Annotated in this window: 13 protein-coding genes and 1 tRNA gene; 9 read left to right on the top strand and 5 right to left on the bottom strand. The window is 40.9% G+C overall.

Annotated features, from left to right (window positions below):
• Positions 1-375: 375 nt before the first annotated feature.
• Both ACTJKN_RS22750 and ACTJKN_RS22745 read left to right on the top strand, forming a co-directional pair.
• Positions 376-693: a DUF1778 domain-containing protein gene (locus ACTJKN_RS22750; protein ID WP_440827998.1), complete on the top strand. Its 318-nt coding sequence runs from the start codon at positions 376-378 to the stop codon at positions 691-693.
• The gene (locus ACTJKN_RS22745; protein WP_440827997.1) at positions 659-1147 is read left to right on the top strand and encodes a GNAT family N-acetyltransferase; all 489 of its coding nucleotides are present in this window, start codon (positions 659-661) and stop codon (positions 1145-1147) included. The genes ACTJKN_RS22750 and ACTJKN_RS22745 overlap by 35 nt, the downstream gene beginning before the upstream one ends.
• Positions 1148-1233: 86 nt before the next feature.
• Here the strand turns inward: ACTJKN_RS22745 and ACTJKN_RS22740 are convergent, their stop codons facing one another.
• The 5 genes from ACTJKN_RS22740 to ACTJKN_RS22720 all read right to left on the bottom strand — a co-directional run bounded on the left by ACTJKN_RS22740 (position 1234) and on the right by ACTJKN_RS22720 (position 6857).
• Entirely contained in the window at positions 1234-1860 is a 627-nt protein-coding gene (locus ACTJKN_RS22740; RefSeq protein ID WP_440827996.1) for a phage integrase SAM-like domain-containing protein, read from the bottom strand.
• A gap of 242 nt (positions 1861-2102) precedes the next feature.
• Positions 2103-2190 (bottom strand) — tRNA-Ser (locus ACTJKN_RS22735).
• 171 nt (positions 2191-2361) lie between these two features.
• Positions 2362-2808, bottom strand: a complete 447-nt coding sequence (locus ACTJKN_RS22730) for a DoxX family protein (protein ID WP_215132325.1) — start codon at positions 2806-2808, stop codon at positions 2362-2364.
• Between the two features lie 69 nt (positions 2809-2877).
• The gene (locus ACTJKN_RS22725; protein WP_440827995.1) at positions 2878-3702 is read right to left on the bottom strand and encodes a response regulator transcription factor; all 825 of its coding nucleotides are present in this window, start codon (positions 3700-3702) and stop codon (positions 2878-2880) included.
• Entirely contained in the window at positions 3687-6857 is a 3171-nt protein-coding gene (locus ACTJKN_RS22720; RefSeq protein ID WP_440827994.1) for a ligand-binding sensor domain-containing protein, read from the bottom strand. The genes ACTJKN_RS22725 and ACTJKN_RS22720 overlap by 16 nt, the downstream gene beginning before the upstream one ends.
• Before the next feature lie 839 nt (positions 6858-7696).
• Between ACTJKN_RS22720 and ACTJKN_RS22715 the strand changes: the two genes are divergently transcribed.
• The 7 genes from ACTJKN_RS22715 to ACTJKN_RS22685 all read left to right on the top strand — a co-directional run bounded on the left by ACTJKN_RS22715 (position 7697) and on the right by ACTJKN_RS22685 (position 19312).
• Complete coding sequence (locus ACTJKN_RS22715) at positions 7697-10900, top strand: SusC/RagA family TonB-linked outer membrane protein (RefSeq protein WP_440827993.1); 3204 nt, start codon at positions 7697-7699, stop codon at positions 10898-10900.
• 19 nt (positions 10901-10919) lie between these two features.
• Positions 10920-12824 (top strand): RagB/SusD family nutrient uptake outer membrane protein, encoded by a 1905-nt coding sequence (locus ACTJKN_RS22710; protein ID WP_440827992.1) that lies wholly within the window; start codon positions 10920-10922, stop codon positions 12822-12824.
• A 12-nt stretch (positions 12825-12836) separates the two neighbouring features.
• The gene (locus tag ACTJKN_RS22705; protein WP_440827991.1) at positions 12837-13538 is read left to right on the top strand and encodes a DUF3823 domain-containing protein; all 702 of its coding nucleotides are present in this window, start codon (positions 12837-12839) and stop codon (positions 13536-13538) included.
• Between the two features lie 381 nt (positions 13539-13919).
• A complete protein-coding gene (locus ACTJKN_RS22700; RefSeq protein WP_440827990.1) occupies positions 13920-14915 on the top strand; it encodes a glycoside hydrolase family 43 protein in 996 nt (331 codons plus the stop codon).
• A gap of 120 nt (positions 14916-15035) precedes the next feature.
• Complete coding sequence (locus ACTJKN_RS22695) at positions 15036-16076, top strand: glycoside hydrolase family 43 protein (protein WP_440827989.1); 1041 nt, start codon at positions 15036-15038, stop codon at positions 16074-16076.
• Between the two features lie 16 nt (positions 16077-16092).
• Positions 16093-17172 carry a 1,4-beta-xylanase gene (locus ACTJKN_RS22690; protein ID WP_440827988.1) on the top strand — a complete coding sequence of 360 codons (1080 nt, stop codon included), beginning with the start codon at positions 16093-16095 and terminating at the stop codon, positions 17170-17172.
• 286 nt (positions 17173-17458) lie between these two features.
• Entirely contained in the window at positions 17459-19312 is a 1854-nt protein-coding gene (locus ACTJKN_RS22685; protein WP_440827987.1) for a glycoside hydrolase family 2 protein, read from the top strand.
• Positions 19313-19883 lie beyond the last annotated feature (571 nt).

Genomic DNA, 19883 nt, shown 5'->3' with positions numbered 1-19883 from the left:
TAATGCGATGCATCCGTCACCCAGTTGGTGGCGACTATCGGAATCACTAGAATAAAACAAAATACAATAAGAAACAGAAAGTACGACAGATACAGAAAACCCAAATCCGCATCAAAAACAATTAGATGATACAGGTCAAAGATTTTGCTATGATAGGAAAGTTCTTTATATACTTTGACCATTGCTTGCCAAGCAAACCAACCAGGTGGTAAGCAGAGAGAGAATTAACATGTTTAACTTAAATTATACGATTAAAACAGAACAAATAAGATTAGTCGTTCGCAATTGGAGATACAAGGCGACGACACATTTAGAAAATTCAAGAGAAACAATATATATACTAGAAAATAATAAAAAAATACTTAGATAAGCATTATGGCTATAACAATTAACGATAGAATTGATGTTCGCATTAACAAGGAACAAAAAGAGTTAATTAAGTACGCTGCGGAATTAAGCGGGTTTAAAAGCCTTTCTGAATTTATTGTTTATCACGTCCAGGCGCAGGCCCATAAGATCATTAAGGATAGCAACATTATCCTGAGTTCTATGCAGGACAAAAGGATATTTTTAGAGGCCCTTCTCAACCCTGCGGAACCAAATGCCGCACTTAAGCAAGCTCGATTAAATTATCAAAAATTCAAATCAGCTCAGGGCGATGAAAATACAACTATTAGAAAAAAAACACGATAAGGAGGGTTTTGACAGTGAGACCCCACTTTTAGATAATTACATAAGAAGACAAGCTTCACAGGATGTGAAGAAAGACCTGTCAGCGGTTTATGTGCTGCCAGATGAAAACGACAAGGTTTTAGGATATTACACCTTATCAAGCAGTTCAATATCAAGAATGGATATGCCAGTGGATCTTATCCGTAAGTTCCCACCGTCTTACGCCGACCTTCCAGCCGTGTTATTGGGGAGATTGGCTGTCGATAAAGACAGTAAAGGAAATGGTTACGGCCCACATCTACTGATGGACGCCATGGAAAGAACGCTGGGACTGGCCGATCAACTGGGTGTCCTGGCACTTATCGTCGATCCGATTGATCAAAAGGCAGTCGATTTTTATCAGAAATATGGTTTTATTTTACTCCCTGATATTAACAAAATGTTTATTGCGGTCGATACCATCCGCAAGTCTTAATTCTTCAATATAAGGGTGCCCGGTTTTATTTGCCGGGCATTTTTATTTTTGGAATTTGTCATTCCCGCCCGCACAAGCCCACCCCTTCATTGAAACATATTTTGGAATAGTGGCCACTGATTTTCGTCCATCGTGGCCATCTTTTTCGGCCTATATTTGATTCTTCCCCAATTATTGCATTTCCGGACTGATCTTAGGTAAAAATCGTATTCTGTTATAAACTCATGATTTACTTTTCGTAGATCCATATCTGCTGCAGAATATTTCCATTGCAAAAAGTCTATAGCGTGCTTTAACGATGTGCGATATCGCTCAGCGGTTCCCTTCGTATATTCTGACCCTATGAGGATCTCCAACTTTCTGTTATGTTCCTTGAATACGCCTATTATAGTATGATGGCTTCCTTGTTTTCCAAGAAATCTATCTCTGATAGAGATTGCTGTGACTTCTTCATTATGAAGTGTTAATTGACGATGGGCCTCATGGATCTTAAATTGAAGATCATCCAGATAGGCATTGAGGGATTTCGAATCTTCTTTCTTTCCACTGCTTCGGCCATTTACAGTATTCCATTGCCTGGGTTCGCAGGATCTTCCGGAAGTCATTTCCACCCGTTTTCCGTTGACAGTAATCCGCATGTAGATAGCTACAGGTCCAGATTGATAGTTTTTTTTCCTCTTTAAATAAAAGAGTAAGCTAAAATTAGTTTTCATAATACTCACCTTAATGGTTAACAAATCTAACTTTACAGGCAAATCAAATCAAGATGTTTAACCGCTAAACAGCTTGATATTTAATGGTTTAAGTCATATTCGGTGAGTATTCTGACTTTCCCTTTGGAACTCACCGCATCTCTCACTTTAACTATCTGATTGAGTGAATGGAATGATATTCCGGAAAAGCAAAAAGCCCGCTATTATAATTTGCGGGCTTTCGAAGCACTTTAAAACTAATTTGGCGGAGAGCGAGGGATTCGAACCCCCGGACCTGTTACAGTCAACAGTTTTCAAGACTGCCGCATTCGACCACTCTGCCAGCTCTCCGCTGCAAAAGTACGAACTTGGCGCAAATCTGCAAATGATTTCCATTCAAATATTTGCATAAATATTTTAAGCGTTGCTAATCATTTAGTTAGCTCGCATAAAAACTTTCAAAAAAACATATAAAGGCTCAATAAAGGCCATTTTAGCTGCAATTTTAGCTTTAGGTTTAAACTAAAGCGCCTCTTTGGGATAAATTTTTTCTCGGTCTACCGATAAAACACCATTTCCCTCAATTGCAAAACAAACGAGTCCGATTAATACAGAGACCGAAAACCAAAATTCTGAATAGGGTTTAAAAATTCCACCAGAAATATTTACAAAAAATACCGCCCCAATCAATATTGGTAAATTAACCAGGCAAAATACGCGGGTATGTGTGCCCAGGGTAATGGCTAAGCCCCCAATTAAGTGTAACATAATAATCAGGTGTGCCAGTAAGCTAATGCTCACAGCCGTGCCTAAAAAAGCACCCCTCATTAAATTACTAAAGGCTGGCATATTGATGTAAAAATCAATTCCCTTCCAAATTAAAATAAGGCCTAATAAGATTCTAAAATAGTCTAACCATTTTGGGTGATGGTGATCGCCCCAGATCTGGATTTTCTTAAGCATGTTCATAACTTCTATATTTTGGTTATGACAATTTACGGAAAAATTAAGAAAATAACAATGCTTAACTAATTGATTTTAAGGCTTTTTTTTATCAATAATTTTACTGTTTACATAGTCGGTTGGCGACATGCCGAACTGTTTGGCAAAGTTTCTTCCAAAGTGCGATTGAGAGCTATAACCAACCATTTCTGATATTTCGTAAATTTTCAGTAACCCTTCATTTAAAAACTCGGCAGCTTTTTTTAGTCTTGCCAAATTAATCAGTTCGTTTGGACTAAGGTTAGAAATGGATTTAATTTTCCGGTATAAGGTTGGCCGGCTCATATTCATCTTTTCTGCCAGATGCTCTACATCCAGATCCTGATTGTTGATGTTTTTGTTGATGGTATCCTGTAATTTTTCCAAAAACAGTTCGTCTGCCTTTGAATAAGCAATACTTTTAAGGTGGAGCAGGGGAGAGCTCGCGAAATACGCTTTGATCTTGTTCCTGTTTTTAATCAGGCTCGAAATCTGTACCTGTAAAAACTCCGGAGAAAAGGGCTTTTCTACATAGGCATCGGCACCCAGTTCTAAACCTTCAATTTTAGATTGCAAAGAATTTTTTGCGGTAAGCAGGATAACGGGGATATGGCTGAATTCTAAGGTAGATTTTACTTTTGCGCAAAATTCGAAACCGTCCATTTCTGGCATCATTACATCGCTGATGATGAGCTGAACAATTTCACGCTGTAATATTGCTAATGCTTCTATACCGTTTCTGGCCTGTAGTACATGGTATTTTTCTTCCAGATCGTCTGAAATGAAATCAAGAATATCTTCATTATCATCAACCAGTAACACTACAGATTTTTCCATATCTTCAGTATCTTTTATGGTCAGCTTGCCTACAATTTCTTCCATTTTCCGTTCAGGTTAAATTCTATAAGTTGATGGATAGGCAATTCCAATACAAATATATTAAAATCATGATCATTAAAATCTAAATAAAGCTCCCCGCTATGCAGTTGAGCAAGCGATTTTGAAATCGATAAACCTATTCCCGTTCCTGCCTTTATTTCTGTTTCTTTGCCCCTAAAAAAAGGTTCAAATATCTTCTCTTTAATTTCAATGGGGATTCTATGTCCGTCGTTTTTTACCCGCACAGCAAACTTATCGCCTTCCTGCAATAATAGGTTGATCTGTACCACGGTTTTTCCATATTTAATGGCATTGTCTATCAAATTGCTGATCATTTTGTAAAAAGCCTCAACATCAATATAAGCATAGAGTTTTTTCTCAGGTAAATCAAGGTTATACTTAATGTCTTGCTGTTCTGCAGCAGGTTGAAACTGAAGAAATACATCTTTCATGATCTCTGAAATATCGGCCTTGACGAAGTTTAATGAAAATTCGCTGGTTTCCGTTTTTCTGAAATCCAGTAACTGATTGGTCAATTTGAGCAACCTATCAGTGTTCCGCCCCATAATCCGTAAATTCTTTTCTATCGCGGGCACGGCATCCGCCTGTTTAATCAGTTTCTCCATCGGGCCGATAATCAGCGTGAGCGGTGTTCTGATTTCGTGGGCAACATTGGTAAAGAATTCGATTTTCGCCTGATATACTTCTTTTTGTTTTTCATGCTCAAAAACTTCCATCCGCCTGCTGTTTTTTAACGCGATTTTTCGGTGATAACTTCGTACCAGAAAGAAGAAAATTCCACCTGCCGCGATCAGATAAAGCAGATAGGCGATAGGACTGAGGTAAAAAGGAGGTCGGATTTTAATCAGTAACTTCGCGTTTTTGGTACTCCAGCTACTACTTCCCTCAACCAGTGCTTTCACTTCAAAAATATAATTCCCGGGGGCAAGTTTGGTAAAATAGACCTTCCTGTTTGTTTTTAAATATTCCCAGTTTTTATAAAGCCCGGTCATTTTATAGGCATACTCTGTCATTTCGGGAGAGAGATAACTTAATGCCGCAAAATCGATACTAAAAGAAGATTGGTTGTAGTTAAGTTCAATGGTATCGGCATAAACGATCGATTGATCAGAAACAGCATCTGCTCCATTTAAACCGAGTTCTGAACTGTTGATCTGAAACCCGGTTAAAAATACAGGGGTTTCGTATGATGTTGCTTTTAAGTTGGCCGGATTAAAGCTGACCAGCCCTTTTACGCTTCCAAAATAAGTTCGGCCATCCTCATCCTGATAGGCAGAACTGTAATTGAACTGGTCGGTAAGCAAACCGTTGGCTTTAGTATAGGTTTTGTTTAAACCTGTGGAAGGGTCAAAATGGATAAGTCCCCTGGTACTGCTTATCCAGAACTTATTTGCGGCATCTTCCTCAATGCGGAAAAGGTAATTGCTGGGAAAACCATTTTTTATGCCGTAACGCTTAAATTGATGCGTTTTCTGATCAAACCTGCAAAGTCCGCCGCCGTCTGTGGTTACCCAAATGCGTTGTTTACGATCTTCAAAAACACTATTTACGGTGTTATGACTTAAGCTTTTCGCATCTGTCGGCATATTTCGGTAGTTCACATAGCCCGATTTGGATAAGTTAAACTGAAATAAGCCATCGTTAAAGCTACCTGCCCAGATATTACCCTTACTGTCTTCGATAACCGAATAGTAAAAAATAAAGGGGAGGCCGGCAACAGGTTCAAAATCATCGCGTTTTCGGTTATAACGGTAAATCCCGTTAATGGTTCCCACTAAAATTTCACCAGCCCGTGTTTTACAAAAAGTAACAATAAAGTTGGTGCGTAAAGCATTTCCAGCACCTGCCTGGTAATGTTTAATTACCTTTTCTGTTTTCAGGTCTAAAACATCCAGTCCATGTTCGAAAGTGCCAACCCAGAGTTTGTCACCATCAACCAATAAACCGTGAATATTGGAATAAGCAATGCTTCCGGGTTTTCCATCCGGTAAGAAGTGTTTAAATATTCCTGTTTTTACATCAAGTTTGTTCAGCCCGGCATCTTCCGTACCGATCCAGAAATTTCCGTTGCCATCCCTTGTAATTTCCCTTACATCGCTTCCGCTGATCGAGTTAGTACCTTTTTGCGGAAAGTATTTGGTAAAGAGTGAAGTATGGCTCGAATAGTAATTTACACCTCCAAAATAGGTGCCGGCCCAAACGCCTCCTTCGCGGTCAAGGCAAATGGTATAAACAGCATTATCGCTTAAAGAATAATCGTTATTGTATTGTTTTTTGATATGGATAATCGCTCCACTTTCGTCATTGTAAATGTAAATGCCCGATTCGGTGGCAATCCAAAATTCATGAGGGCCTGTTTTTTTGATATCCCGGACAAAAATTGGCGTCTGGTCGTCGTTTAACCGGAGTATATTTTTCGATGCTAAAGTAACCGGATTAAAGAGCTTAACGCCTTGATTTGTGGTGCCTACCAGTAAATTGCCATTTTCGGTTTCTGCAATTCTGGCTACCCAGCCGTATTCCGTTTTTGCATTTTTACCGTTGATGTTAAAACGCTGAAAATTATTCGCTTTGGGATTGTATTTTTCAAGCGTTCCCCTTCCGGTACTGATCCATACGCTGCCATCTTTTAAAACCGTTACCAGCGAGGCATCGAAAGGTGCATTATGGGTAAAAGCCTGTACTTTCTTGGTGCGCTTTTGATATAGGTATATTTTAAATGAAGACAAGATCCATAAATTTCCATGCTGATCGCTGGCCAGATCTATAATCCGCATCCCTTTGGTTTCTTTAATGATGCTGAAGCTTTCTTTTGCCGGATGGTATTGGTAAACGCCGCTGTTGGTGCCTACCCAAAGTGTTTGCTCCCGGTCGTGGTGAAGTGCGTAGATTAAATCGTTGCCTAAACTGCCAGCCTGGTCTGGGTCGTGGCGATAGGTTTTAAAAGAATAACCATCAAACCGGTTTAAGCCATCTTTTGTGCCAAACCACATAAAACCGTTACCATCCTGCACACTACAAAAGGCTGTATTGTTAGAAAGTCCGTTTTCTACCTGATAATGCCTGAAATAATAAGGTTGCCCCCACAGCAGGTGGACCGAAAACAAAAGACATAAAAGGATGAAGATTTTTTTCAAGATATCTTGGTCAGCTGCATCAAATATATTAAAGAAATGCTTTGCTTTCAGGCTAAATTGAATTTGAGCGGATAAGTAGAAAGATTGAGACAGATTCGATTTTTATTTGGTAAAGCCTTAATGGTTTAAGTAGCTCAATTTTATAGGCCTGAAAACTGTCAACTGCTAATTGCAAACTAATCTGAGTGTACGCTTTTTATAGACCTGAAAACTTCCTACTGCCAATTGCAAACTAATCTGGGCGTTACCTAAGCTGCGCAAAGGTCGGGCTTTTCAGGGCTGCGCTTCGCTCCGGTACCGATGAAGGATCGGTACTGAACCCTTACAATCCCTAACGCGAAGCTACTGCATTAAGACTTTGCTCGTAATTGCTTGCGCTCGTTTCCTAACGAGTGCTTAAATAGATAAACGATTTTATCGTTTGTAAACGACACTATTCAACGCTCGTTAGAAACGAGCGTTAGCCCAGTTTCAATAGCACTACAGGCCTGCGTTAATAAACCTGATAAAACGTAAAGCCCGGATCCCGATTTTTTCTATCGGGAGAGGACTTGGAGTGATAGCAGGACTTCCCTAACCGAAGTATGGCAGCCCCATCGTTTCCAAAAAACTGTTGCTTAAGATCCTGAGCTAAACTCAGGATGACGCAATGAATGGCATTTTCCGTGTTTCTGAGTTTCCGTGGTTAAACAGACCCCTTAAATACGAATCGAGACAAAATGAAGAAAGATTGATACAAATGCGTATCCCTCTGAAAAGCTAAAAACCGAATCTTTGGATAAGAATTAAATAGAACTAAATCCATTTAGCGCTTTAACTAACCAAATCCCTAACCTAATATGAAAAGAAGTTTATTCTCTTATGGCGGCTTTGTCTGCCTGGATTGGTACCCGCTTCAAAAAATGTTTTTGAAACGCAAAGTCCTCTCCGCTATTTTTACTTCCATCACCTTAATCTTACTTTCCTTTCAGCTCAGTGCCCAGGAGCAAATAGCTGTTACCGGAACCGTAACTGATGAAAAGGGCGAAACAGTTGTTGGTGCTAGTATTAAAGTTAAGGGTACCAACACAGGAGTGACTACCGATGGCAATGGAAAATTCAAAATTCAGGTAAGCGATAAAAATGCTACCCTGATCTTTATTTATGTGGGCTATGCCAATCAGGAAGTTGGATTGGCTGGTCGTACGCAAATCAATGTTAGCCTTAAACCATCCAATAACGATCTGTCAGAGGTTATTGTGGTAGGCTACAACACGCAGAAAAAGGAAGCCATTACGGGTGCCATTTCATCAATTAGCAGTAAAGACCTCGAAAAAGTGCACGGCGGTTCTACAGTAAGTACAGGTTTGGCCGGAAAGCTGCCAGGTGTATCTTTCAGGATGCCTGACGGCAGACCTGGTGCGAGCGCCAATATCCAGATCCGTAACATGGGTAACCCGCTTTATGTTATCGACGGGATTCAACAGGATGCCGGCCAGTTCAATAATATTTCACCTAACGATATCGAAAGTATCAGTGTGCTTAAAGATGCATCGGCTGCTATTTATGGTAGCAGGGCATCAAACGGTGTAATTTTGGTTACCACTAAAAGGGGGAAAAACAGTACCCGCAATACTTTTAGTGTTGATGCTTACACGGGCTGGCAGAACTGGGTGCGTTTCCCGGAAACAACTAATGCTTACCAATGGAAAGTGGGACAGGCTACTGCAGAAATGAACCAGAACGGCGCAACCAGTATTACCCAGGCAGAACTGGATAAATGGAAAGCAGGAACAGAATATGGCTACCAAAGCCAGAACTGGAAAGACATTATCATTGCACCTAACGCACCCCAAACTTCAGTAAATCTAAGTGCTTCAGGTGGAAGTGACAGGGTAAACTATTACTTTTCTGCTACCCGTTTAAATCAGAAGGGCGTATATGGCACAGCAAGAGAATTTGATTTTAACCGGACCAACATCCAGAGTAATATCGAAGCTAAAATAACCGATCGTTTTAAGGTGGGTATGCTCATCAACGGCCGTATCGAAAGCCGCGATCAGCCAGGTGTACCGGGAGGAGATGATTATTGGGCTGCCCGTTTTGCCTTATTGAGAAACAGACCCACCGAACAGGCTTATGCCAATGGCAATCCGAATTACCCGAACGATATTGGGCACAATACGGAGCAGTTCGCTGTACAGAGTAAAGCCTTAAGCGGTTACTGGAAATCAGACTGGAGAGTTTTGCAGACCAATTTATCAGCCTCTTATGAAACACCGATCAAAGGTTTAGAAATAAAAGGTTTATATTCTTATTACATTGCCGATAACGTAATCAATGGGCATGAGTATACCTATAATGTATATACCTATCACCCTGAAACAGGTATTTATGAACAAAAAGTAGGCAGTTCAAACCCATACAGAGAGCGTAGAAACGAAAAAGTATACACCAATACCTATCAGCTTCAGGCCAATTATAACCGCACTTTTGGCAAACATACCGTTGGTGGGGTATTGGTAGCTGAGCGCTTGGATCGTTTTAGAACTTATACCTTTCAGCACGCTGTACCACAGACTAATATTTTACCTGTGCTTCAGTTTGCCGATATGGATGGGCAGGATTTTGCTGATATACAGGAAGAGCAGGCCCGTATCGGTTACGTGGGTAGGTTAAATTACAACTACGATAATAAATATTACCTGGAGCTTTCGGGCCGTAGAGATGCCTCCTGGAAATTTGCACCAGATAGGCGTGTGGGTTATTTCCCATCAGCATCAATTGGATGGAGAATTACGCAAGAGAAATTTATGAAATCGCTTTTAGGCGAAAGCAATATCTTAAACGATTTGAAACTCCGTGCTTCTTATGGGGTATTGGGGGATGATGATGTGGGTATAGATCCTTTTGCCTATATCCCGGGTTATAACTACAATCAGGGCAGCGTGATATTGGATGGAAAAAACATCACCACTTCGAGGGATAAAGGTCCTATTATCAATAACCTGAGTTGGTTTAAAAGTAAAATTACCGACATCGGTCTGGATTTTACGATGTTCGGAAGCAAACTTTCGGGAACGGCAGATTATTTTTATAGAAAACGTTCTGGTTTACCGGCCATTAAAAATGATGTAATTGTACCTATTGAACTGGGCTATCCTTTAAATGTTGAAAACCTGGAGAGCGATGCCCAATTTGGAGGCGAATTCTCTTTAAACTACAGAGATAAAATTGGTGAATTTAACTACAATGTTGGCGGAAACATTTCCATCAGCAGAAAAAAACTTTTAGAAAGATATAAGCCACGTTTTGGCAACTCATGGGAGAACTACCGAAGTAATGGTACCGATAGATATGCCGATATTTTTTGGGGTTATGAAGTAACAGGACAATTTCAGAGTATCGATGAAATCAACAATTATAATGTTAATATTGATGGAAAAGGTAACCGATCTTTATTGCCTGGCGATTTAATTTACAAAGATCAGAACGGCGACGGGATTATTGATGGTTTAGATGAAAGACCGATTGGTTATACCACAGCGGGGCAGCCTAACGTTGGCTTTGGTTTCACCATTGGTGGCTCTTATAAAAACTTCGATTTTACCGCCGATTTTTCTGGTGGTGCCATGTACTCCTGGAACCAGAATTGGGAACAGCGCTGGGCATTCCAGAACGGAGGCGCTTTGTTGCAGAACTTTGCTGATGACAGTTGGCACCGCACTAATCTTTACGACCTGAACAGCCCCTGGGTGGCCGGCAAATATCCTGCAATCCGTTTTAACGACCGCGACCATAGTAACAATACCCGAAACTCGACCTTCTGGTTGCACAATGTGAGGTACCTAAGAGCACGTACACTTGAAATTGGTTATACCTTGCCAAAAAGATGGGCAGAAAAAATCAAGATCCAGAATGCAAGGGTATATGTAAACGGATATAACCTGTTCTCTATCGATAACCTGAAAGAATATGGTGTAGATCCTGAAATTGCCGATGATAATGGATTGCAATATCCACAGAACAAGTTCTTTAACATAGGTCTTAAATTATCGCTATAACATGAAAAAGACTAATCAAATGAAAAAATATATATACGCATTTGCTGCCATTGCATGTTTAAGTTTTGCGCAGTCGTGTAAAAAAGATTCCGAATTTTTGGATAAACAACCAACCAGTACCCTGCCCATTGATGCCGTATGGAAAGACCCTAACCTGGTGCTTACTGTAGTTGGCGATCTGTACGATCGTTTCCCTGATTTTCAGCGTATCGAATCGTGGTGGTTATTTGCCGATTTTGATGAGGGGTTTGCCTCAGCTGGGGGCGATTATGGTCGCCATCAGAACCTGGAATACGGATACGATGCATGGAGATACTGGGATATGGGCGTTTACAGACTGGTGAACGACCTGAATCTGTTTATTAAACGTGGACAGGAAGCGACCGCTTTAAAAGCCGAAGACCGCGATCGTTTTTTAGCTGAGGCGCGTTTTATCAGGGCCGGTGTATACTTTGAAATGGTAAAAAGAATGGGCGGTGTTCCGCTTATTACTGTTCCCCTGGCCTATGATTATAGCGGAGACCCAAGTTCCCTGCAATACCCAAGGGCAAAAGAATCTGAAATTTACGATTTTGTAATTGCTGAACTGGAAGCTGTTAAAACCATACTTCCGGATAACGCAACCATTCAGAGCAGGGCTACAAAAGCTGCGGCCCTGGCCATGGAATCGAGAGCGGCACTATACGCTGGTTCTATTGCCAAATATAGCAATGCCCAATTAACCCTTCCGGGTGGAGAGGTTGGTATTCCTGCTGCAATGGCTAACGGTTATTTTACCAAATCGCTAAATGCAGCTAAAGAAATTATCGATGGCGGTAAATATTCGCTTTACAAAAAGAACCCAAACCTGTCTGATAATTTTGCAGCCCTTTTTACCGATAAAGGCAGCAATCCAGAGGTAATATTTGCTAAAGATTTTAAATTGAAAACCAATAAAGTTCATGGTTTTACAATCGATAACCAACCGCGTTCTTCTGCCGAAGAGGCACAGGGCGGAAGGTTAAACCCTTCATTAAATCTGGTGCAATCTTTCGAAAAGCTCGATAATACCTATGCCTCTTTAGCTGCTGTTGATGCTAGTGGAAATCCTGTTTATTACACCAATATTACCGATATTTTTGCTGGGCGTGACGCACGTTTAGCCGGTACGGTAATTCTTCCCGGAACACAGTTTAAAGCAAAAACAGTTGATATATGGGCGGGTTATCAATTGGCCGATGGTACAATTGTAACCGGCGATAATTTTGCGCAGAGTAAAAGCAATGTACTTCCTGGTAACCCAGGTTCGGTGCAGGTAGTGGGCGGTGATGGTCCTGTTGATGGGCTTGAATTCAGCGCACAATCGGGATTTTACGTGCGTAAATATTTAGATCCTGCTACAGGCTCAGGTCAGATTGGTACCCGGAGTGATGTATGGTGGATCCGTTACCGATATGCCGAAGTATTGTTAAATGCTGCCGAAGCCGCTTTTGAATTGGGCGATGCCGCTACTGCAGCCAATTATATTAAACCCGTAAGAGACCGTGCGGGATTAACCACGGCACTAAGTTCGGCCGATATTACCTTCGATCGTATCGTACACGAACGTAAAGTGGAATTTGCTTTTGAAGGACATCAGCTTTGGGATATGAAACGTTGGAGACTGGCCGATAAAGTATGGAACGGCAACAACATGTCGGCGGCCGATTTTACCAACGCAACAAATATTGGAAGCGCAACACGCACCAGTACACAAGTGTTCGGTTTGTGGCCATATAAATACTATAATCCGGGTAATGCGAATCATTTAAAGTATATTTTTAAAGTGATTAAACCTAGTCGTGTAACTGCAGCGCACCGTTTCCGTATCGGTAATTACTACTCTTCAATCGGGCAGGATGTACTTAATGGCAATCCGAAAATTATCAGAAACCCTAATCAATAATCAGATATAGACATGAAAAATAGATTTTATTTCATTATAGGGGCAATTATAGCCGTGTTATTCTCCTCTTGTAAAAAAGATAATTACGAAGGACCTGCGTCCGATTTTACAGGAAGGATCGTATATAAGGGCGAAGCAATCAATGTGCAGTACGGCCAGGTAAATTTCGAACTTTGGCAGTCGGGCTTTGGCAACTATTCTGCACTAAACGTAAACGTTAACCAGGACGGTAATTATTCAGCTAAGTTATTTGATGGGAACTATAAACTGGTTTTCTCACCAAACCAGGGGCCGTTTTTGTGGAAAAAAAATGCAGCTGGTAAACAAGACACCATAGCGGTAAACATTAGCGGTAACAAGGTGATGGATATAGAAGTAATGCCTTATTACATGATCCGTGGCGCTAGTTTAACAACTGCATCTGGAAAGGTGAACGGGTTCTGCAAACTGGAAAAAATTATCACTGATGCCAATGCAAAGGACATAGAAAGTGTATCGCTTTATATCAACAAAACGCAGTTTGTAGATGGAGGCAACAATATTGCGATACAGCAACTTACGGGGGCAGCGCTTGCCGACCTGAATAACTTAAATATGAGTGTAAGTATCCCTACAATTGTACCTGCACAAAATTATGTTTTTGCCAGAATAGGAGTTAAAATTGCAGGAGTAGACGACCTGATTTTTACGCCCGTAACCAAAATAAGTTTTTAACCAAGGAAGGTGTTTTAGAAGGTAAATCTAAATGGAATTTGTCACGTTGTCCAAAGGACTCCTACAGAGAGCTTGTCGAAACGCTTTAATAAATATATTTAAGCCAGTACTTCGGCAAGCGATCATTGACAGATTCCAGTATAAGGGTCGTCATTGCGAGGAGGAACGACGAAGCAATCTTTCATGCTAGCAATTTCTGCTATAAAGATTGCTTCGTCGGCTGAAAAAGCCTTCTCGCAATGACGACACTTCGAGGTTATTCATTCTCTTAAAACTATGTCAATAATATTGATTTTTATAAAATAAATTATTTCTCAGGATGGCATTTATACCATGAAAATTCTGGCTTATCAGTATCTTACCCTTAGCAAATCATTATTAATGAAATATCTTTTCGCCTTTTTTTTAAGCACGTCAGTGTTTTTTATAGACCAGCAAGCATTTGCTAATCCGTACAAAAAGGCATTGAACGATACCATTTATCTAGCCGATCCGACTATTTTCTTAGATAAAGGCGTATACTATTTATATGGTACAAGTGGCAATGAAGGTTTCCTGGTTTATGCTTCCAGCGACCTTAAAAACTGGACTAAACCGACCGGAAAAAATAAAGGATTTGCATTAAAAAAGGGCGATGCCTTTGGAAACAAGGGTTTTTGGGCGCCGCAGGTATTTAAAAGAGGCAAAAACTATTTTATGGCCTATACCGCAGATGAGCAGATTGCCATTGCGCATAGTAGAAGCCCGACAGGACCTTTTGTTCAGGAAGAATTAAAAGCAATTTCGGGTACAGGCAAGCAGATCGACCCTTTTGTATTTACCGATACTGATGGGAAGAACTACCTCTACCATGTAAAGCTCGATCATGGCAACAGGATTTTTGTAACACAACTGAAGGCTGATTTTTCTGATGTAATACCTGAAACCACAAAATTTTGTTTATCAGGAACAACACCCTGGGAGAATACAGCGAAAACCGATTGGCCGGTAACCGAAGGACCAACGGTAATCAAAAAAGAAAATCTTTACTATCTTTTTTATTCGGCTAATGATTTCAGAAATCCTGACTATGCTGTGGGATATGCTACTTCAAGCTCTGCTACCGGTCCCTGGATCAAGTATCAGGGCAACCCCATCATCAGTAAAAAATTATTAAAAATAAATGGCACCGGGCACGGCGATTTCTTTATGGATAAAAACGGCGCATTACAATATGTTTTCCATACGCATTATTCAAATTATAAAGTATCGCCAAGAGCTACGGCTATAGTCAAAGCTGCTTTTGTAAAAGGCAAAAATGGTAGTTACCGCATGGAGGTCGAGCCTGAAAGTTTTCGGTTTTTAATGCAAAGCGCAGCAAAAAAAAATAAAGATTAATTGATTGCATTTGTAGAAATATTGAGATAAAAGTAGGCCGATTTAAGAAAAGAAATCGCTTTTTTTAAAGATTAAGGAACGCCGTTAATCAAAAAACATAAAAGACGTAAAGATTTAAAAATGAATGCTTTGAAATTAAGATATCTGTTTGTCGCATTGTGTCTGTTAAACGTAGCAGGTTTACATGCACAAACATTTACCAATCCTTTATTGCCATCGGGTGCCGATCCTTATAGCTTTTACAAAGATGGTTTCTATTACTATACCCATACTACCGGAAACCGCGTAGATCTTTGGAAAACCAAAACCCTGGATGGCTTAAAAGACGCGGAGCGGAAAACCATATGGAAAGCACCTATAGGAACCAAGTACAGTAAAGAAATCTGGGCACCAGAAGTGATGTTTTTAAGGGGCAAATGGTACGCTTACTTTGCAGCAGATGATGGGAGAAACGAAAACCACCGCATGTACGTTTTGGAAAATGCTTCGGCCGATCCGATGAAAGGCGAGTGGGTATTTAAAGGCAAAATCACCGATCCGACAGATAAATGGGCCATTGATGGAGATGTGATCGATTTTAAAGGCCAGTTGTATATGATCTGGTCTGGATGGGAGGGAGATGAAAACGGCAAGCAGGAAATTTTTATAGCCAAACTTAAAAACCCCTGGACAGTAGAAGGTAAACGGGTGAAAATTTCTACACCTAAATTTAGCTGGGAAAAAATCGGGGACCTTGGTGGAGGAGCGCATGTGGATGTAAACGAAGGACCTCAGTTTTTGCCGCACGGTGATAAAATATTTGTCATTTATTCGGCCAGTGGCTGTTGGACAGATTTTTATGCTTTGGGTATGCTTTCAGCTTCGGCTAAAAGCAATCTGCTCGACCCTGCTTCCTGGACAAAATCCGATCAACCTGTTTTTCAGCAATCGCCAAAAGATGGCGTTTATGCGCCAGGCCATAACTCATTTTTTAAATCGCCAGATGGAAAAGAAGACTGGATCCTATATCACGCCAATGATAAACCGGGCCAGGGCTGCGGAGGTTTCCGCTCGCCCCGTACCCAAAAGTTCAGCTGGAATAACGACGGGACACCAAATTTTGGAACTCCGGTAAAAGCAGGACTGAACATAATATCACCAGCTAACCACAATAAAAACTAATCAGATATATACCAATATGAACTTAAAAAACTACGCACTACTTGCCGTCTTGAGCTTTAACATCAGCTTGGGTTTTGCGCAAAAAACAAAAAAAAGTGCCGAGCCTGCAAAGGTTTGGTCGATAGAAAAAGCCAATGCCTGGTACAAAGAACATAAATGGTTAACAGGTGCCAACTACATTCCTTCCAATGCAATTAATCAGCTGGAAATGTGGCAGGCCGATACTTTTTCACCCGATCTCATCGATAAAGAACTGGGCTGGGCCGAAGGAATTGGTTTTAACACACTACGCGTATTCTTGTTCAGTAAAGCCTGGAGTCAGGATCCTGAAGGTTTTAAAAAGAGAATGGACCAATTTTTAACCATTACCCAAAAACATGGTATTAAACCGATGTTTGTCTTTTTCGACGATTGCTGGAATAAAACTTCGGCCATTGGTAAACAGCCCGAGCCTAAAACGGGTATTCACAATTCGGGCTGGTTGCAAGATCCTGGCGATCCTGCTTTTAAGGAAGAGGCCAATTTTCCTGAACTCGAAAAATATGTAAAGGATGTACTTACCCATTTTGCGCACGATAAAAGGATTTTGCTTTGGGATTTATACAATGAACCCGGAAATAGCGGAAAGTTAGAAGCCACCATACCTTTGTTAACCAAAACCATTAGCTGGGCAAGATCGGTTAATCCCGATCAGCCGATTTCTATCGGATTGTGGAGCTGGGGTTTCGAAAAGCTTAACGAGATACAGCTTGCCAACTCAGATATTGTAACCTACCATAACTATGAAGCACCAGATTGGCACCAAAGAACCATCGACCTGTTAAAAGCGAGCGGCCGTCCATTAATCTGTACCGAATATATGGCCCGATCGCGCAACAGCCGATTCGCTAATATTTTGCCCATGCTAAAAAGCGAAAATGTAGGCGCCATTAACTGGGGTTTTGCTGCGGGTAAAACCAACACCAAATATGCCTGGGATACCCCGCTTGCCGATGGATCTGATCCGATTGAGTGGTTTCACGAAATCTTTCAGCCCGATGGTACCCCTTACCGTTTAGATGAAGTTAACCTGATTAAAAAACTTAACAGCAAATAAATTATTACTAGTAGGGAGTTAATTTATTGTATAAAAATCGATATAAATAACGGAAGATTAGCAAATTGTAGGGTAGCAGGCATCGTCATTGCGAGAAGGCTTTTTCAGCCGACGAAGCAATCTTACAACGATCGCTATTAGCGTGCGCATTAAGATTGCTTCGTTCCTCGCAATGACGACCTTTCTATAAGAATCTGTCCTTGATCCTTTGGACAGACTGAAACTAGTTAATACTTAAGTTAACACATTTGACGAAACCCTAACTTTAACACACAAATTTAAACCAATGAACAAAAAAGTATCCATCCTTTTCTCGCTGCTGGGGCTCTCGCTTTCCCTTTCTGCGCAGCAGCAGGACAAATCGTGGTCGATGGTAAAAGGGAAAATCTCTTCACCATGGGCCCAGGAAGTTAATCTTAAAAATGTATTGCCAGAATATCCGCGGCCACAGTTTGAGCGTAGCGGCAACTGGAAAAACCTGAACGGGCTTTGGGATTATGCCATTTCTGCAAAATCACAACAACCTGCAATCAACCAGGGTAAAATCCTTGTGCCTTTCGCGGTAGAGTCTTCACTTTCTGGTGTTGGCAAAACAGTAGGTAAAGATAGCTTACTGTGGTATAAAACCAGCTTCACTGTACCCGCAAACATGAAGGGCAAAGAAATTTTGCTTCATTTCGGCGCGGTTGACTGGAGAAGTACAGTGAGCATCAACGGTAAAGCGGTTGGTAAACATGAAGGCGGTTTCGATCCTTTCAGTTTTAATATTACGCCGTTTTTAAACAAGAGTGGAAACCAGATTTTAACGGTAGAAGTTTGGGACCCTACAGATGAAGGCCCTCAACCAAGGGGAAAACAGGTAAAAAAACCGGAAGGTATCTGGTATACCCCGGTAACCGGTATCTGGCAAACGGTGTGGATTGAGGCGGTAAATAAAGCTCATGTCGATCACATTAAAATAACACCGGATATCGATCAGCAAACCGTATCGGTTACCCCGTTTTTAACAGGTGCCGCCGCAGGCGATCAGGTTAAGGTTTCAGCATGGGATGGTACTAAGAAAGTGGCTGAGCAGACTGCAGATGGCACTGGCGCAATCAGTTTAAAAATACCGGATCCTAAACTTTGGAATACTAAAAACCCATTTTTATACGACCTGAAAGTGGAGCTGATCTCTAAAAACAAAAAGGTAGATGAGGTGAAAAGTTATTTTGCCATGCGCAAAACCTCAATGGGCAAAGATCAGAACGGTATTCAGCGTATGCTCTTAAACAATGAATTTGTTTTTCAGTATGGCCCGCTAGATCAGGGTTGGTGGCCAGATGGACTTTACACGGCACCAACAGATGCCGCTTTAAAGTTCGATATCGATAAAACCAAAGAAATGGGTTTTAATATGATCAGAAAGCACATTAAAGTTGAACCCGCACGTTGGTATTACTACTGCGATAAAGCAGGTATGCTGGTTTGGCAGGATATGCCAAGCGGCGACCTGGGTAACGGCTGGGAAAACCGCCCTGGTGTTTTAGACCATGGATCGGATCAAAACAGAAGCGCCGAATCTGAAGGATATTACAAAAAAGAATGGAATGCCATTATCGATGCACTTTATAACGTGCCTTCTATCGTGGTATGGACACCTTTCAACGAGGCCTGGGGGCAGTTTAAAACAGTAGAAATTGCCAAATGGACAAAAGAGAAAGATCCTTCAAGATTGGTGAATACGGCCAGTGGAGGTAATTTTTATCCGGTTGGCGATATTATCGATTTACATAATTACCCGCATCCGGCTATGCCTAGCCCTGATTATTTTGGAAAAGATTATGCCCTTGTACTGGGCGAGTTTGGTGGGCTTGGCCTGCCTATTGATGGCCATGTGTGGCAACAGAAAAATAACTGGGGTTATCAGAGTTTTAAAAACAAAACCGATTTATTTAATAAATATGACCAGTTTACCAAACGTTTAGCAGAATTAATCCCATTAGGGCTTTCTGCCGGAGTGTATACTCAAACTACCGATGTAGAAGTAGAAACCAATGGTTTAATGACCTATGATCGAAAAGATATCAAGTTTTCTGAAGCACAGATGAAAGCTTTGCACGATAAGCTTTATCAGATAAATGTGACGGTAAAGCAATAGCTTATCATTTAACGCTTTTTGTTTTATCAGCATAATAAGGCGCTGCAATTGTGTCTGTAGATTAGACAGAATGCCATTGACAGATCTCTTAAGAAAAGTCGTCATTGCGAGGAGGAACGACGAAGCAATCTTTCATGCGAGTGATCCTTGCCATAAAGATTGCTTCGTCGACTGAAAAAGCCTTCTCGCAATGACGATTTTTCGAAGCCTATCACCGCAAAATAAAATGCCTCTGTCATTTATATGGATTTTTATAAAATAAATTACTCCTATCAATGACAAATTTCTAAAATTGGGCCGTCATCTCGACTGTAGCGCAGCGAAATGGAGAGATCTTTGTACCAGGTTATTGAAATCAGATTTAAAAGATCTCTCCTCCGAAGGAGTTCCTTTGGAACACTACGGTCGAGATGACGATACCTTCATTAGTGATTTTTAAGAAAATTCTTATAAATGAGGGTTAAGCAGCCCGCAAACCCAAAGGGTACCTGGTATAGGCAATCAAAAAAGAACTCAAATTTCCCTTACCCATTCTGTACCTGTTGTTTACCCTTTCTCTATACCAAGTTAA

The organism is Pedobacter sp. 22163 (genome assembly GCF_052045595.1).
GTDB lineage: Bacteria > Bacteroidota > Bacteroidia > Sphingobacteriales > Sphingobacteriaceae > Pedobacter.
The sequence above is the reverse complement of the archived record's forward strand: the minus strand, read 5'-3'. Positions and strand labels throughout refer to the sequence as shown.

What these genes read in the sequence shown, in the direction of transcription:
- ACTJKN_RS22750 (WP_440827998.1), top strand. Translation starts at nt 376, where the DNA reads ATGGCTATAACAATTAACGATAGAATTGATGTTCGCATTAACAAGGAA.
- ACTJKN_RS22745 (WP_440827997.1), top strand. Translation starts at nt 659, where the DNA reads ATGAAAATACAACTATTAGAAAAAAAACACGATAAGGAGGGTTTTGAC.
- ACTJKN_RS22740 (WP_440827996.1), bottom strand. Translation starts at nt 1,860, where the DNA reads ATGAAAACTAATTTTAGCTTACTCTTTTATTTAAAGAGGAAAAAAAAC.
- ACTJKN_RS22730 (WP_215132325.1), bottom strand. Translation starts at nt 2,808, where the DNA reads ATGAACATGCTTAAGAAAATCCAGATCTGGGGCGATCACCATCACCCA.
- ACTJKN_RS22725 (WP_440827995.1), bottom strand. Translation starts at nt 3,702, where the DNA reads ATGGAAGAAATTGTAGGCAAGCTGACCATAAAAGATACTGAAGATATG.
- ACTJKN_RS22715 (WP_440827993.1), top strand. Translation starts at nt 7,697, where the DNA reads ATGAAAAGAAGTTTATTCTCTTATGGCGGCTTTGTCTGCCTGGATTGG.
- ACTJKN_RS22710 (WP_440827992.1), top strand. Translation starts at nt 10,920, where the DNA reads ATGAAAAAATATATATACGCATTTGCTGCCATTGCATGTTTAAGTTTT.
- ACTJKN_RS22705 (WP_440827991.1), top strand. Translation starts at nt 12,837, where the DNA reads ATGAAAAATAGATTTTATTTCATTATAGGGGCAATTATAGCCGTGTTA.
- ACTJKN_RS22700 (WP_440827990.1), top strand. Translation starts at nt 13,920, where the DNA reads ATGAAATATCTTTTCGCCTTTTTTTTAAGCACGTCAGTGTTTTTTATA.
- ACTJKN_RS22695 (WP_440827989.1), top strand. Translation starts at nt 15,036, where the DNA reads ATGAATGCTTTGAAATTAAGATATCTGTTTGTCGCATTGTGTCTGTTA.
- ACTJKN_RS22690 (WP_440827988.1), top strand. Translation starts at nt 16,093, where the DNA reads ATGAACTTAAAAAACTACGCACTACTTGCCGTCTTGAGCTTTAACATC.
- ACTJKN_RS22685 (WP_440827987.1), top strand. Translation starts at nt 17,459, where the DNA reads ATGAACAAAAAAGTATCCATCCTTTTCTCGCTGCTGGGGCTCTCGCTT.